The organism is Micromonospora sp. NBC_01392 (genome assembly GCF_045040125.1).
In the GTDB taxonomy this organism is placed as follows: domain Bacteria; phylum Actinomycetota; class Actinomycetes; order Mycobacteriales; family Micromonosporaceae; genus Micromonospora.
On record NZ_CP109549.1, the window covers coordinates 2,528,046 to 2,542,221 of the forward strand.

Sequence of the window (14,176 nt, forward strand, 5' to 3'; positions counted from 1 at the left end):
CTGGGAGTTGTTTCTAGCACGGGGCCGGTTCAGGCCACCCCGGCGGGGCGGAACTGGACGCTGACCCGGGGGCCGACCGGGCGGGTGGTCTTCGGCACGGCGTGTTCCCAGGTGCGTTGGCAGGAGCCCCCCATCACCACCAGGTCGCCGTGGCCGAGCGAGAAGCGCAGGCCGGGGCCGCCCCCGCCGCGCGGGCGCAGCAGCAGCGGGCGGGGCGAGCCGAACGAGACGATCGCCACCATGGTGTCGGTGTGCGCGGAGCGGCCCTTGGTGTCGCCGTGCCAGGCGACGCTGTCCCGGCCGTCGCGGTAGAGGCACAGGCCGGCGGTGACGAACGGTTCCCCCAGCTCGGGCGCGTAGTGCCGGCTGAGCGCGTCGCGGGCGGCGGTGAGCACCGGGTGCGGCAGCGGTCGGCCGCCGGCGTACCAGCAGAGCAGCCGCGGCACGTCGACCTCGGTGTCGTACATGGCGCGACGCTCGGCCCGCCACGGCACGTCGTGCCGGAGCGTGTCGAGCACCGCGTCGGAGCCCCGCACCCAGCCGGGCAGGTGGTCGACCCAGGCGCCCCGGCTCAGCGCGTGCCGACGTACCCGGTCGGCATGAGCGAACGTACCGAGCGAAGTGAGGGCCGTGCCGGCATGCCCGGTCGGCTCGGCGAGCGGACCGAGGGTCGGCCCGTGCTCGGCCAGGTCGAGCATCGAGGGCTGGTACGCGACGTCGGACACGCAGGCGATCGTACCCCGGCGGTCGAACAGGCGTACGACGGATCAGCGTCGCAGCATCCGGCGGACCGGGTCCGGGACGGCCTGCTTGATCCGCTCGCGCAGCCCCTGCGCGCGCAGCGTGCGCACGGTGTCGGCGAGCCGGCGGTTCTCGTCGTGGAGCCGCTGGATGCGGGTCAGCAGCTCGGCCGGTCCGGTGGCGGCGGCCGGGCGGACCGCCGGTGGGAACTCGGTCTCCGCGACCCGCCTGTCGAACGCCGCGGCGCTGTCGCCGTCGGCGAACGAGGTGCCGAGGTCGTGCTTGGCCAGGAACGCGGTGATGGTGTCGAAGCGGGCCTTGTGGCCCTCGGTCAGCGCGGTGTAGTCGGCCTCGGCGTAGAGGTCGGCGGCGTCGACGTCGGCCGGCACGTCCCGCATGATCCGGTGCGGGATGCCGAAGTACCGGGCCAGCTCCAGGGTGCGCGAGTCGTGCGCGAACAGGTAGCCGGGCGTGCCGGCGATCAGCGCCGTGATGGTGCCGTGGATGCGGGTGCCGAAGTTGAAGTCGAAGCCGGACAGGTGCGCCATCCAGGTCCACGGGTCGACGAACATCCGCACCTTGTCCTCGACGAAGAGCGGGTGCGAGGTGTGCAGCGGCATCTCGCTGTGCTTGCCCCGGTGCTCGGGCGCGTCGCCGTAGAGCAGCGTGCCGAGCGTGCGCAGGTCCTGCGGCACGTAGCACAGGTTCGGGTAGCGCTCCCGGTGGCGGCGGACGACGGGGGCCATCGACGAGACGTACGGGGAGATGGTCAGCGCGATCCGGTCGTCGGTGGTCAGCTCCGGCCGGGTCTTCTCCAGCGTGAACGTGTCCCCGTGCAGGAACATCGACGGGCAGCCGATCTGCTCCACCGCGGAGAAACCGAGCGTACGCAGGTAGCTCTCGGTGATCTCGCCGCGCACCCCGATGCTGTGCGACCGGTCGAGCACGGCCCGGCAGAACGCGCTCACCGGCTCGTCGATCTGGCGGAGGTACTCCCGGTCGCCGTCGACGTTCGTCTGCACGCCGACGCCGAGGACCACCACCGGGATCTTCAGCCGCTCGATCAGCCGGGTCATCGGTTCGAGGCGGTTGATGAAGCTGCGCCGGAACGCGTTGGCCAGCGGGATGACGAAGACGTCGTACCGTTCGTTGATCTCGTCGGCGTCGCGCGGGTCGGCGAGCTTCCGGGTCGACGTGACCTCCGCCGTGGAGGTGGCCAGCAGCTTGTTCGCGGCGTGGCTGAAGACCAGGTTGCCGGTGTTGTCGCTGATCCAGTTGCCGGCGAAGGTCTCCTCGGGCGTCAGGACGTCGAACGGGCCCTTGCGGGCGCGGAGGAGGATCCGCTGGTGCATCCGGTTGCTCACCTTCCGTACGGGCCCGGCGGGCCCGGTGGGGCCCCGCCGCGCGGGAACGGAAATCCTATCCGCCGCCCGCCGGGACCGGCCCGGACGTCGCCGCGCCGGAACGCGCCCCCGGCCACCCGGTAAGGTGCCCGGGATGACCAGCGCCCCGACCACCACCCGTGCTCCGCGTCTGCCGTCGCTGACCGGGCTGCGGTGGATCGGGGCCCTGCTGGTCTTCGGCTTCCACGCGGGCACCATGCGGATCATCGCGGAGCCGCAGTGGCAGGCGGTGATGGGCAAGGTCTTCAGCCTCGGGCTCTCCGGCGTCGAGTTCTTCTTCATCCTCAGTGGCTTCGTGCTCGTCTGGTCGTACCGGGACGGCGAGTCGGGGTGGACGTTCCTGCGCCGCCGGGCGGCCAAGATCTACCCGAACCACGTGGTGACGTTCCTGGCGGCGCTGGCCGTGGCGGCCTGGTTCGCCGACCCGGTGCTGCCGTGGGCCGCGATCGGGAACCTGTTCCTGGTCCAGGCGTGGATCCCGCTCAACGGCTACTTCTACAGCATCAACAACGTGAGCTGGTCGCTCTCCTGCGAGCTGGCCTTCTACCTGTGCCTGCCGCTGGTGGTGCCGTGGCTGCGCCGGGCGCGTACCGGCGTGCTCCGGGCCGTGCTGGTCGCCGCGCCGCTGCTCATCCTGGCGCTCTGGCCGGGCCAGCACCTGGTGCCCGAGGAGCAGCGGTGGTGGTTCACGCAGATCTTCCCGGTCACCCGCTCGTTCGAGTTCTGGATGGGGGCGGCGGCGGCCGAGCTGATGCGCCGCCACCGCTGGCGTGGCCCCGGGCTGACCACGGCCAGCCTGGCCTTCGTCGCCACCTGGGTGGTCGCCGCGCTGTGGATCCGGGCCGAGTTCTGGGCGGCGCTGCTCGCCGTCGCGTACCTGCTGGTCATCACCGCGGCGGCGGATGCCGACGTGCGTGGCCGGCGGACCCCGTGGCGGTCCCGGCCGATGCTCTGGCTCGGTGAGGTCTCGTTCGCGTTCTACCTGGTCCACGTGCTGGTCATGGTGACCGTGCTGCGGCTCACCGGGGACTGGGGGACCGGGCTGCCCGGGTGGCGGGGCCCGCTCGCGGTGCTCGGCTTCCTGCTGCTCACCCTGGCGCTCGCCGCCGTGCTGCACCGCTGGGTGGAGGAGCCGATGATGCGCCGCCTCGGCCCGTCGCGCCGGGCCCGCGGCGGTCCGGCCGCCGCCGCGCCGGCACCGGGCGTGCCCGCACCGCGCGCGGCCGCCGACGACACCGGCGCGGCGTCCGCCGGGGAGCCGGACCCGTCGATCGAGTACGCCGGGCGGCGCCGGCCGGACTGAGCGGTCCACCCTGGTCAACGGCGTCGCGACACGCCGGGCGACGATGCGCCGTGCCCGGATCGGCGGTAATTTGTTCCCGTGGCTCCGATCGCGCTCACCTGTCCCGTGTGGTGGGTGGCGCGCTGGGTCGCACGGATGCTGGCCAGCCTGGCCGTGGTCGTCGCCTGTTCGCTGGGCGCCGCCACGCTGCCGACCGGCGGGTCCCCGATCGCACCCGCGGCGGCCGGCCCGGTCGCCGGGTTGCGGGCCGACGCCGCCGCCGAACGGCCGAACGGCAGTGTCACCGAGCGGCAGGGCGACACCGTCGTCGAGCGGCAGGGCGACACCGTCGTCGAGCGGCAGGGCGTCCCCGTCGTCGATCGGCAGCGGAGCCGCGTCGGCGTTCCCGAGCCGCAGCCGGTGGGCGATGTCCCGCCCCCGACCGGGCGGCACCCGTTCCCGGTCGGCCAGCCGCCGGCTCCGGCCGGTCCGCGGGCCCCGCCCGCCCGCTGACCCGCCACGGGCCCGGCCCGTGACCGCGCCCACCGAACCTCACCCCGCACCGCCTCGGCGGCCCGGCGGCGCCCGAACTCCGGCCGCGCCCCGCCCCGGACCGGCCGTGCGGAGTTACCCGCCACTGTCTCCCGTGAGGTGCCGACCATGTCGCAGACCGTTCTCCTCAATTTCCTCACCGCCGTCCCCGAGGCCGCCGCCATCTGGTCGGCGCTGACCGTGCTCGCCCTCGTCCTGCTCGCCGTGCTGGTCGCCCGACCGGAACGCGACGGCGCGGGTGAGCCGGCACCCGAACCGGTCGACGCGGAGGCGCTCCACCGCGCCGACCTGGCCCGCTACGCCGACGAGGTGGCGGTGGCCGCCGCCGGGGCCGCGCAGACCGCCCGTCGCCGTCGCGAGCAGTGGTTGGCCGCCCAGAGCGAGGCCGACCGGGCCTGGACGGCCTACGACGAGGCGGACGCCGCCGCCCGCCGCCTGGCCGGCGCCGGCGCGCTGCCCACCCCGCACACACCCCACACCCCCGCCGAGTACGCGGCGCGCGAACGCTGGCTGCACCACGCCGCCATGACGGCGCACTGGCGGGGGGAGCTGACCGCCCGCCAGCTCGCCGACGTGCTGGCCCACCGCAACGGGTGGGACCCGCGCCGGCACCCGGCCGAGCAGGAGATCGTGCTGGCCCGGACCGTCCGCGACGGGCGGCGGGCCGGCTGGGAGACGGCCGCCGAGCGGGAACGCCTGGCGTGGCGGGACGCCGAACTGGCCGCCGAGGCGGCCCGGACGCTCGCCGTCGAGGCGTACGCGGCGGCCACGGCGCTGCGGCCGGTGCCCACGTCCCGCGTCTCGACGGCGAGCCGCGTCCCGGTCCCGTCGGCGGTGCGGGGGGCCCGGTGGCGTCCGGCCCGCGTCGGCTGAGCGGCCCCGGGAAGCACGTCGACCGAATCGTTACCCGAAACCGGTGAGGCCGGTCACCGGTACCGACCGCCGGCGACCGGCCGGATCGATGGCCCCTGCTGCGCCCGCTGCCCGATTCTCCGTCGGCCGGATGTCCGCTTCCTGCCGCACGGCGCCGACGTGGCCGCTTGTCCCATTGAGGGAGGTCGGTGACCGGCTGTTCCGAATCCGTAGTCGTCGAGGACGTTTAAGCAGCTGAGAGCGCTTGGCAGGGCGTGTACCCGCCGGTAGTGTCGGCGCGTCCGGTGCGGTTCCCGATCGCAGATGGCGACGCCGCGCCGACCCGCCTAATCGTGCATACGAACCGGGGACCCAACGCAACACCGGGGTGAATCCGCGAGCCCACGGCCGCGGTAGGGCGTACTTCCCGCCCGAATCCGTCAGCTAACCCGGTCGGCGGCCACGGAAGGAGTTCCATTCCCGTGCCCACCACCCCCCGAACGTCTCCCCGCCTCCACGGCCCCGGGGTGCCGGCGCTCGCCTGACGCGACGCGCTTCCGACCCCGTCCCGCCCGGCATCCGGGCGACTTCCCGCGGCCGCCCCGCCCGCCAGCGCGTGTGAGTTCCTCCACGCGCGGGGTTGACGCGTGCCGCCCACCCCGTGGAGGAAACCCGTGAAGTACCACCTGAAGCGCCACCTGCGTCGCCTCGCGACCGAGCGTCCGTACCAGATCATCGCCGGTTCGGCGGCGGCCCTCGTGCTGGCCGGCGGCACCGGCGCCGCGCTGACCGCCACCGACGACGCGCCGACCCGGCAGGAGAACACCGCCGCGGTGGCGGAACTCGGCTCCCGCCTCGGCGACACCGCCAGCCGCAGCGAGGCGCGCCTCGCCGTCCCGTCGCCGAGCGCCTCGCCGAGCGCGTCGTCCAGCGCGTCGCCCCGCCGCTCGCCCAGCGCCTCGCCCACGGCCTCGCCGTCGGCGAAGGTCGCCGACCCGGACACCACCCGCAAGGCCACGCCGAAGCCGCCGTCGAGCAAGGTGCTCGACTACGACTACCAGGCGCAGACCACCTACTACTACTGCGGCCCGGCCGCGGTGCGGAACGCGCTCAGCGCCGCCGGCATCGAGCGCAGCCAGGACACACTCGCCGTCGCGCTCGGTACCACCGAGATGGGCACCAACTCGGCCGAGGACACCACCCGGGTGCTCAACCAGCAGGTCAAGGGCGACCCGTACCGGACCCGCATGATCCCCGGCACGGCCACCAAGGCGCAGATCGACCGGCTCCAGGCCGACGTGGTCAACGCGGTCCGCAACGGCCGGGCGGTGGTCTCGAACATCGTCGGGGACGCCACCGACACCAACGGCGGCTGGCACTCGTTCCCGGGCGGCCACTACATCGCCGTGGTCGGCTACCAGAACGACGGTCGAACCGTACGGATCGCCGACTCGGCCGACCCGTCGCTGCCGTCGTACTGGATCAGCACCATCGACCTGGCGAACTGGATGGCCACTCGCGGCTACTCCGCCTGAGGAGTACGCGTCGAAGGCCGGCACCCCTGTCCGGGGTGCCGGCCTTCTGCATGTCTTAGCTGTTCCAGTGCTGGTTGACGAGGTCGGTGGCCTGCTTCTCCCACTGGGCGTACGCATCCGGGTAGGCCGACACCTGCACGGTCTGGGCGGCCTTGGTCAGCGGCATGTCCTGCCAGCCGTCGACCTGCTTCAGGCCCTTCAGGAACGCCAGGGTCGAGTATTCCGGGTCGGTGATCTGCTCGGGGGTGCCCCAACCCGAGGAGGGGCGCTGCTGGAACAGACCCAGCGAGTCGTGGTCGTTGCGGTCGCCGAGGTGGCCCAGGTTCTCCAGCTTCGACTCCTGCAACGCCGTGGCGATCGAGACCACCGCGGCCCGCTCGGGCAGCCCGGCCTTCTTCGTCGCGGCGATGATCGCCTTGACGTTGGCGGTCTGCTCGTCGTTCAGGTTGATCGTGGACTGCTCACCCTGCACACTCGCCACCGCAACCGGCTTGCTGGCGGTGGCGGCGTGCGCGGACTCGACGTGACCGGCGATCGGACCGGCGAACACACCACCGGTGAAGGCCAGACCAGCAATACCCAGAACGCTCTTACGCAGCATCGTGTTCATGAGGGGGGCTCCATTCGGGGGTCAACGCACCGGGGGTGCGGGCACCGTCAGGCGCTCAAGAAGAATGGCTGCTCGCGGGGCGGGGGGCCTCGTCGCGGCGCCGGGAGTGTGTGTAACGACCGGGGTCCCACCGTCATTCCCAGAGGGCGGGCGGGCGCTTGCCTTCCTCGGCCGTGCACCCGTCTACAACGCCGCGACCCCGTCGACGATTCCGCCGCCAGCATGCCGCCCATCACCGCCGAACCGGACAACCCACCCAGTGAGGCACTGGAACGCTGTGCATGTCGGTGCGGACAGTCAGTGCTCCAGAGCCTGCGAACTTGATGGCGTGGACGGGTCAGGACGGCGACCCGTCCACGCCATCAAGTTTGTAGCGCTGCGAGCGCAAGCAACGTCCGGCATGCCCGACGCGTCGACACCGCCCGCGCCCAGGTTCTGGACGACGCGGTGGTGTCTCCGATGTCCGAGGGCAATCACCGCGTTCCATTCGCCCGGGCGGTGCCGGCCGTGCGTGGTCTCGCGCGGGGTGTCCGTGCGGTGGCAGACTGCGGCGTATGGGCGATACGACGGGGACCCGCCACCTGGTGCTCCTGCACGGTATGGGCGCCACCGGCGAGGTGTGGTTGCCCTGGGCGCCGCTGCTGGAGCGTCGCTGGCAGGGGCGTTGGCTCGCCCCCGACCTGGCCGGCCACGGCTGGTCACCGCCGTTGCCGGGGTCCGGGTACTCGTTCGCGGCCCTGGCGCAGCGCGTGGCGGACGGGCTCGACGCGCTCCGGCTCGGCCCGCACGACCGGCTGGTGCTGCTCGGGCACTCGCTCGGTGGCGTGGTGGCGCTGTCGCTCGCCGCACGGCAGCGGGGCCTGCCGGTCGACGCGGTGGTCGGGCTGGGCATCAAGGTGGTCTGGTCACCGGCCGAACTGGCCAAGGCGGACGAGTTGGCAGCCCGGCCGGTGACCTGGTTCGCGACCCGGGACGAGGCGGCCCGCCGCTACCTGCGGGTCTCCGGGCTGGCCGGCCTGTTCGCCCCCGGCCACCCGGTGGTCGACGCGGGGCTGCGGCGGGAGGACGGCCGGGGGCACCGGAGCCACCCCGGCGGCGACGAGCGGGGCGGTGGACGGTGGCGGCTGGCCATGGATCCGGCCGCGTTCGCGGTGGGTGAGCCCGACATGCCCGCCCTGCTGGCCGCCGCCGACGCGCCGGTGCTGCTGGCGCGCGGCGAGACGGATCCGATGGTGACGGACGCGCAGCTCACGGCGTGCGGCGTGCCGGTGACCACCCTGCCCGGGTTGGGCCACCACGCCCACGTCGAGGACCCGGCTGCGGTGCTCGCCCTGCTCGACCCCTATCTCTAGGCCGGACGCGGCGCCGGGACGGACCAGTCCGGTTCCAGCTCGCGGCGGGCGGCGGTGAGGAACGCCTCGGCGTAGCCGTCGGCGGGGAAGTCGCCCAGGTAGCGGGTCCGGGCCGTCCAGCGCTCGGGGGCCTTCGGGTCGGTGTCGAGCAGCGCGGTGAGCACGTCGTCCACGTTGGACATGTCGCGGCGCAGCACGTAGCCGGAGGCCGCGAGCGGGAACCGCTCGACGAAGTGCGCGCCGTCGGCGCCGGTGTCGGTGACCGCGTACGGCTTGCCGGAGTAGAGCCAGTCGGAGATGACCCCGGAGACGTCGGAGACCAGCGCGTCGGCGCGGTTGACGCACTCGGTGAGCGTCAGCTCCCGGGCCGCCGCCGCGCCCCACAGGTGCGGCCGGCCGGTCTTCGCCTTGTCGGCGGCGAGCAGTTCGGTGAGCCGGGCGAGCTGTCGCGCCGAGGCCGGGTTCCGGTCGGTGTACGGGTGGGCGCGCAGGATCACCGCCGCGCCGCGGTCGATCAGTCGGCGGATCAGCGTCTCGGCCACCGGCAGTGAACAGTAGTTGGCGTCGGCGTGGTGCCCGGTCCAGGTCGGGGTGTAGAGCACGGTCGGGTGCGCCGACGCCGGCCCCGGCTCCCGGCGTACCTCGATGGCCTCGACCTGGGGGCGGCCGACCACGACGAACTTCTCGGCGGGGATCTCCACGCCGGCGCGGGCGTACCTGTCGATCGCGGCCTGGCCGGCCACGAAGATCTTGTCGAAGATCGCCGACACCGGGTTGGCGCTGGGCGCCTTGTCGCTGTCGCCGTGGTGCAACTGCACGTGGGTGAGCTGGTGGAACCGGATCACGTGGGCGTTCTTCGCGCCGTGGTTGACGTAGAACGCTGCCCGCAGGCTGGGCACCAGTGCCTCGTCGAGCGCCTTCAGGGTGGGGCAGAGGACCACCGGCGCGCGGGTGGCGGCGGCCACGGTGGACAGGAACTCCGGCTCGCGCACCACCACCAGGAACGGCCGGCCGATCCGCTCCAGGTAGGGCAGCCACATGGTGACCTGGTACTCCGACCCGGGCGGGGCGGAGAAGTGCAGCACGAACTCCGGCTGCTGCCGACGCAACGCCCGGCCGACCGGACCGCCCCCGGCCGGCGGCCGGAACCGGCGCCGGGCGAGGTCGAACGCGATCGCGGCGCAGCCGGCGCCGACCAGCAGCGTGGCGGCCAGCGGCAGCCAGGCCGGCAGCGGCCACGCGGCGGCGAGCGCCACCAGGGCGAGCAGCACCAGCAGGGCGTCGCCGAGCCGGGCGGCGACCAGCGGCGTCCAGGAGCGGACCGGCAGGTTCGCCGCCCGGATCTCCAGCGCGCCGGCCTGCCGCAGCGGGCCGACCAGCAGCACCAGGCCGAGCAGGACCAGCGCGGTGGCGGCCAGCGCCGGATCGAACCCGTCGTCGGCGCGGCGGGCGTAGCCGACCAGGATCCCGGCGGCCACCAGCACCGTCTCGACGAGCCCGTCGGCGCTGGGCCGGACCCGGCGCTCCCAGGCGGCGGCGGCCAGCGCGGCGACCGCCAGCGCCAGGCCGGCGCCGGTGGCGCCGGTGAGCGCCACGACGAGGAACGCCAGCACCGCCAGCCCGCTGGTCAGTACCCGGGCGAGCAGCTTCCGGACCAGGTCACCACGCATCTGCACGTCCCTCGGGTCAGGCGCGGGTGGACAGTTCGGACCGCTGCGCGCCGGGCTGCGCCGGCACGTCGGCCACCGGCTCGCCGGGTGCCCGGCGGACGTCGACCACCTGCCCGGTCAGTTCGGAGATCAGCACGTCCAGGGAGGCCTGGGCGACCGCCTCGGAGGCGAGCAGCGTGTGCTCCGGCTCCTCGCCGAACGCCTTGGTCCGCATCGGGGTGGCGGTGCGTTCCGGGTTGACGCAGTTGACCCGTACGCCGAACTCCGCCCACTCGTCGGCGAGCGCCTGGGTGAGGTTGACAAGCGCGGCCTTGGTGGCCGAGTAGAGCGCGTACCGGGCCCGGCCCCGGGTGTAGGAGCTGGACGTGTAGAGCAGAAGCTGCCCCTTGGTCTGCTGGAGGTACGGCAGCGACTGGCGGGCGATGGTGACCGGGCCGACGAAGTTGACGTGCAGGAGCCGGTCCATCGTCTCGTCGTCCATCTCGGCGAGCGCGCCCTTCTCCAGGATGCCGGCGGTGACCACCACGTGGTCGATCCGGCCGGTCGCCTCGAACGCGGTCTTCAGCGCGGCGGCCACGTCCTCGGCGCGCTCCACGTGCGTGCCGGTGCTGGACCGGCTGAACGGGAAGACCTGGGCGCCGTAGCGGCGGGCCAGCTCGGTGAGGTCGTGCCCGATGCCGTAGCTGCCGCCGAAGACCACGATGGTCCGGCCGGTCAGCTCCTCGGCGTAGCCGCGGTGGCTGAGCCGGGGCGCCTGGGCGGCGGCGAGCTGGAACAGCTTGTCGGCCAGGTGCACGTCGACCGGGTGGGTGACCTTGATGTTCTCGTCCGAGCCGTCGATCACCTTGATCGGCGTGCCGGGCAGGTAGCGCAGCACCACACCGCAGTCGTCGGTGGCGGCGAAGTCGGGGTCGCCCTCGGCCCGCCGGTACGCCTCCCGGATGGTGCCGGAGCGGAACGCCTGCGGGGTCTGGCCGCGGCGCAGCCGGGACCGGACCGGGATGTCGGTGATGCAGTCGTCCGCGTCGACCTGGACGATCGTGTCGGCGGACGGGATGGCCACGTCGACCGCCGAGTAGCTCCAGAGCGCGTTCACGCACTCGCGCACGATCCGCGCGCTGACCAGCGGGCGGACCGCGTCGTGGAAGAGGATGTTGACGTCGCCCTCACCGACCGCGTCGAGCGCGATCCGGGTGGTGTCGTTGCGCGTCTCGCCGCCCTCGATCACCTTGGTGACCTTGCGGAAGCCGGCGCCGGCGACGATCCGTTCGGCGTCCGGCACGTGGCCGGTGGCCATCAGCACGATGATCTCGTCGATCTCCGGCGCGGCCTCGAAGACGGCAAGCGTGTGCTCGATGATGGGCTTGCCGGCGATCTTCAGGAGCTGCTTCGGGATGCCCAGACCGAGGCGGGTCCCGGTGCCCCCGGCGAGGATCACGGCCACCGTACGCGTGGGGCGCCAGGGTGCCGGGCTCGCCGGCGCGGCGTCCGGTGCGGTGGTGTGGTCCTGCGTCATTGCCGTACCTCACTCTGGGTGAAGGGGATGGGTCCGGAAACCTTAACGCGTACGGCGGAGCGCACCGCCCGGACGGATCCCGGGTCGGTGCGCTCCGGCGGGTTACTTCTGGTTCTCGTAGGCGTCGCAGACCTCCTGGGTGGGGCCGTCCATCCGCAGGACGCCGCTCTCCAGCCAGATGGTCCGCTCGCAGGTGTCCCGGATCGAGCCGATCGAGTGGCTGACCAGGAACACGGTGCCGGCGCTGTCGCGCAGCTCCCGGACCCGCTGCTCGCTGCGGACCCGGAACTTGCGGTCGCCGGTGGCCAGCGCCTCGTCGATGAGCAGCACGTCGTGCTTCTTCGCCGACGAGATCGCGAAGCGCAGCCGGGCGCCCATGCCGGAGGAGTAGGTGCGCATCGGCAGCGAGGCGAAGTCGCCGCGCTCGTTGATCCCGGAGAACTCGATGATCTCCGGGGCGATGCGCTTGACCTCGTCCGGGTGCATGCCCATGGCCAGGCAGCCGAGCACCACGTTCCGCTCGCCGGAGAGGTCGTTGAGCAGCGCGGCGTTCACGCCGAGCAGGGACGGCTGGCCCTGCGTGTAGACCGCGCCCCGGGCCGGCGGGAGCAGGCCGGCGATGGCCCGCAGCAGGGTCGACTTGCCGGAGCCGTTGCTGCCGATCAGGCCGATGGCCTCACCCTCGTACGCGGTGAAGCTCACCCCCTTGACGGCGTGCACCTCGCGGATGTTCGGCGCCTTGGTGCGGGAGACGATCCGCTTGAGCGCGGAGACCGGGGTGGTGCCGCCGGCCGCGCCCTTGTGGATCCGGTAGATCACGTGCACGTCGTCCACCACCACGGTGGGGACGCGGCCCGAGTCGGTCACGGTGCCGGCGTTCACCGGCAGGGTCTGCTCAGCCACGGCCGTACTCCTTCTCTCCGCGCCAGAAGTAGACGAACCCGCCGACGCCCATGACGACCGCCCAGAACACGCCGAGCGCCCAGAGCTTCGGCGGGGAGCTCACCATGTTGGGCTGGTGCGAGTCGAGCAGCGCGTAGCGGGCCAGCTCGATGAAGACCAGCGGTGGGTTCCACTCCAGGATGCTGGCCGCCCAGGACGGCAGGTGCTCGCGCAGCAGCGCCACCGGGTAGAGCACGCCGGAGGCGTACAGCCAGGTGCGCATCACGAACGGCATGATCTGCTTGAGGTCGGCGACCTTGGAGCCGAGGCGGGCCATCACCATGCTCAGCCCGACGTTGAAGATCGTCTGGAGCAGCAGCATCGGGGGCAGCAGCAGCCAGCGGAACGTGACCGGCTCGCCGGTGAGCAGCACGATCGCGGCCAGCACCACCATCGACATGAGGAGCTGCTGGAGCTGCACCAGGGTGACCGTGATCGGCAGCGCGGCGCGCGGGAACTGCAACGCCCGGATCAGCCCCAGGTTGCCGGTGATGGCGCTGGTGCCGTTCGTGGCCGCGGTCTGGGTGAAGATGAAGATGAACACACCGGTGCACAGGTACGCGATGAAGTTGTTCACGTTCCGGTGCTGGGCCAGGATCAGCCCGAAGATCAGGAAGTAGACCGCCGCGTTGGTCAGCGGGGTCAGCACCTGCCAGAGCTGGCCGAGCTGGGTGTTGCTCAGCGAGGACGCGACCTTCGCCCGCGAGTACGCGGTCATGAAGTGCCGGTACGCCCAGAGCCGGCGGGCGTACTCGCCCAGGGGCGGTCGTTCCCCGGCGACCCGCAGTCCGTACCGCCCGGCCAGTTGGGCCCGGGTCAGTCCGGATTCGGGGTCGGCCACCGCGGTGTTGGCCATGGTCAGGCGCTCCGATCTTTTCGTGCCGATGGGGAGCAGTGCGGTGAAGACATCCAGCGTGGCCGGGCGGGGAGGAGCCGCCTCGCTGCTGCATGGAAGGTAGTCCACCGAACGTCGGGACGCAACCGTACCGTCGTTGCGCTACATTGTCCCACGTGACGACCGAGAAGAGGCGTGCCCCGGCCGGCGCGGCGGTGCTGCGCGGCGAGATCACCAGCGCCATCCGCACCGCCGTGATGCAGGAGTTGGCCCAGGTCGGCTACGGTCGCCTCTCGATCGAGGCGGTGGCCCGCCGGGCCGGCGTGAGCAAGACCGCGATCTACCGACGCTGGCGTTCCAAGCTCGACCTGGTGCTGGACATGGTCTCCGCGGTGGCCGGGCGGAACATCCCGCTGCTGGACACCGGGAGCCTCCTGGGCGACCTGGAGATCCTGCTGCACGTGATGGCGCGTGCGTTGCGTCACCGACTGGCCGCGCAGATCATCCCGGACCTGCTGGCCGAGGCGGCGCGCAACCCCCAGATCGCCGAGAAGCTGCAGACCGCGCTGGACGACTACCAGCAGGCCGTCGGCCGGATCCTGATCGGCCGGGCGGTGGAGCGCGGCGAACTGTCCCCGGACACCGACCGGCGGGCCGCGGTCGACCTGATCGTCGGGCCGGTCTACTGGCGGATGGCCATCTCCCGGGCCCCCCTGGAAGCGGCCGAGGTGCCCCGGATGGCCGCCGCGATCGTCGCGGCGCTGCGGGTAGCATGCTTGGGGCCTGCCCGCGACGAGGTGGAAGTGTGAGTCACCCGTCGATCATGAACAGCGCGGAACATCCGGTCGGACACTGAGCGCGAACGCAGCGTTTTCCGTCCAGACCG

13 protein-coding genes and 1 riboswitch are annotated in these 14,176 nt (G+C 72.9%); of the genes, 6 read left to right on the forward strand and 7 right to left on the reverse strand.

The features are described from left to right. Window positions 1–29 precede the first annotated feature (29 nt). Together OG767_RS11595 and OG767_RS11600 are read right to left on the reverse strand one after the other, a co-directional pair. Window positions 30–725, reverse strand: coding sequence for an alpha-ketoglutarate-dependent dioxygenase AlkB (locus tag OG767_RS11595; RefSeq protein ID WP_405093410.1), 696 nt, complete (start codon window positions 723–725; stop codon window positions 30–32). A 42-nt stretch (window positions 726–767) separates the two neighbouring features. Beyond that, window positions 768–2,093: a polysaccharide pyruvyl transferase family protein gene (locus OG767_RS11600; protein WP_405093411.1), complete on the reverse strand. Its 1,326-nt coding sequence runs from the start codon at window positions 2,091–2,093 to the stop codon at window positions 768–770. A gap of 145 nt (window positions 2,094–2,238) precedes the next feature. Between OG767_RS11600 and OG767_RS11605 the strand changes: the two genes are divergently transcribed. From OG767_RS11605 to OG767_RS11620, 4 genes are all read left to right on the forward strand, one after another. Further along, the gene (locus OG767_RS11605) at window positions 2,239–3,447 is read left to right on the forward strand and encodes an acyltransferase family protein (protein ID WP_405093412.1); all 1,209 of its coding nucleotides are present in this window, start codon (window positions 2,239–2,241) and stop codon (window positions 3,445–3,447) included. Between the two features lie 78 nt (window positions 3,448–3,525). After that, entirely contained in the window at window positions 3,526–3,939 is a 414-nt protein-coding gene (locus tag OG767_RS11610) for a hypothetical protein (RefSeq protein ID WP_405093413.1), read from the forward strand. A gap of 147 nt (window positions 3,940–4,086) precedes the next feature. Beyond that, window positions 4,087–4,851: a hypothetical protein gene (locus OG767_RS11615; RefSeq protein ID WP_405093414.1), complete on the forward strand. Its 765-nt coding sequence runs from the start codon at window positions 4,087–4,089 to the stop codon at window positions 4,849–4,851. Between the two features lie 313 nt (window positions 4,852–5,164). After that, window positions 5,165–5,304, forward strand: a riboswitch (cyclic di-AMP (ydaO/yuaA leader). Window positions 5,305–5,504: 200 nt separating this feature from the next. Next, window positions 5,505–6,365 (forward strand): C39 family peptidase, encoded by an 861-nt coding sequence (locus OG767_RS11620; protein ID WP_405093415.1) that lies wholly within the window; start codon window positions 5,505–5,507, stop codon window positions 6,363–6,365. A 55-nt stretch (window positions 6,366–6,420) separates the two neighbouring features. Here OG767_RS11620 and OG767_RS11625 read toward each other — a convergent pair whose 3' ends face one another. Further along, the gene (locus OG767_RS11625; RefSeq protein WP_405093416.1) at window positions 6,421–6,975 is read right to left on the reverse strand and encodes a hypothetical protein; all 555 of its coding nucleotides are present in this window, start codon (window positions 6,973–6,975) and stop codon (window positions 6,421–6,423) included. Window positions 6,976–7,529: 554 nt separating this feature from the next. Here OG767_RS11625 and OG767_RS11630 point away from each other — a divergent pair. Continuing rightward, complete coding sequence (locus tag OG767_RS11630; protein ID WP_405093417.1) at window positions 7,530–8,327, forward strand: alpha/beta fold hydrolase; 798 nt, start codon at window positions 7,530–7,532, stop codon at window positions 8,325–8,327. On the opposite strand, the gene OG767_RS11635 is transcribed toward OG767_RS11630, so the two are convergent. The 4 genes from OG767_RS11635 to OG767_RS11650 form a co-directional block, all read right to left on the reverse strand. Further along, complete coding sequence (locus OG767_RS11635; protein ID WP_405093418.1) at window positions 8,324–9,997, reverse strand: CDP-glycerol glycerophosphotransferase family protein; 1,674 nt, start codon at window positions 9,995–9,997, stop codon at window positions 8,324–8,326. The two genes, OG767_RS11630 and OG767_RS11635, sit on opposite strands and share 4 nt — an antisense overlap. A 16-nt stretch (window positions 9,998–10,013) precedes the next feature. Beyond that, entirely contained in the window at window positions 10,014–11,513 is a 1,500-nt protein-coding gene (locus OG767_RS11640; RefSeq protein WP_405093419.1) for a D-ribitol-5-phosphate cytidylyltransferase, read from the reverse strand. A 102-nt stretch (window positions 11,514–11,615) separates the two neighbouring features. Beyond that, the gene (locus OG767_RS11645) at window positions 11,616–12,416 is read right to left on the reverse strand and encodes an ABC transporter ATP-binding protein (RefSeq protein WP_343442376.1); all 801 of its coding nucleotides are present in this window, start codon (window positions 12,414–12,416) and stop codon (window positions 11,616–11,618) included. After that, entirely contained in the window at window positions 12,409–13,311 is a 903-nt protein-coding gene (locus tag OG767_RS11650; RefSeq protein ID WP_107156657.1) for an ABC transporter permease, read from the reverse strand. Before OG767_RS11650 ends, OG767_RS11645 begins: the two co-directional genes overlap by 8 nt. Window positions 13,312–13,466: 155 nt before the next feature. Here OG767_RS11650 and OG767_RS11655 point away from each other — a divergent pair, with 155 nt between their 5' ends. Then, window positions 13,467–14,099, forward strand: coding sequence for a TetR/AcrR family transcriptional regulator (locus tag OG767_RS11655; RefSeq protein WP_281934705.1), 633 nt, complete (start codon window positions 13,467–13,469; stop codon window positions 14,097–14,099). The last annotated feature ends 77 nt before the right edge of the window (window positions 14,100–14,176 follow it).

Bases quoted from the DNA above. Each gene is read 5' to 3' on its own strand.
- OG767_RS11615 (WP_405093414.1), top strand. From the start codon at position 4,087: ATGTCGCAGACCGTTCTCCTCAATTTCCTCACCGCCGTCCCCGAGGCC.
- OG767_RS11630 (WP_405093417.1), top strand. From the start codon at position 7,530: ATGGGCGATACGACGGGGACCCGCCACCTGGTGCTCCTGCACGGTATG.
- OG767_RS11625 (WP_405093416.1), bottom strand. From the start codon at position 6,975: ATGAACACGATGCTGCGTAAGAGCGTTCTGGGTATTGCTGGTCTGGCC.
- OG767_RS11600 (WP_405093411.1), bottom strand. From the start codon at position 2,093: ATGCACCAGCGGATCCTCCTCCGCGCCCGCAAGGGCCCGTTCGACGTC.
- OG767_RS11650 (WP_107156657.1), bottom strand. From the start codon at position 13,311: ATGGCCAACACCGCGGTGGCCGACCCCGAATCCGGACTGACCCGGGCC.
- OG767_RS11635 (WP_405093418.1), bottom strand. From the start codon at position 9,997: ATGCGTGGTGACCTGGTCCGGAAGCTGCTCGCCCGGGTACTGACCAGC.
- OG767_RS11640 (WP_405093419.1), bottom strand. From the start codon at position 11,513: ATGACGCAGGACCACACCACCGCACCGGACGCCGCGCCGGCGAGCCCG.
- OG767_RS11605 (WP_405093412.1), top strand. From the start codon at position 2,239: ATGACCAGCGCCCCGACCACCACCCGTGCTCCGCGTCTGCCGTCGCTG.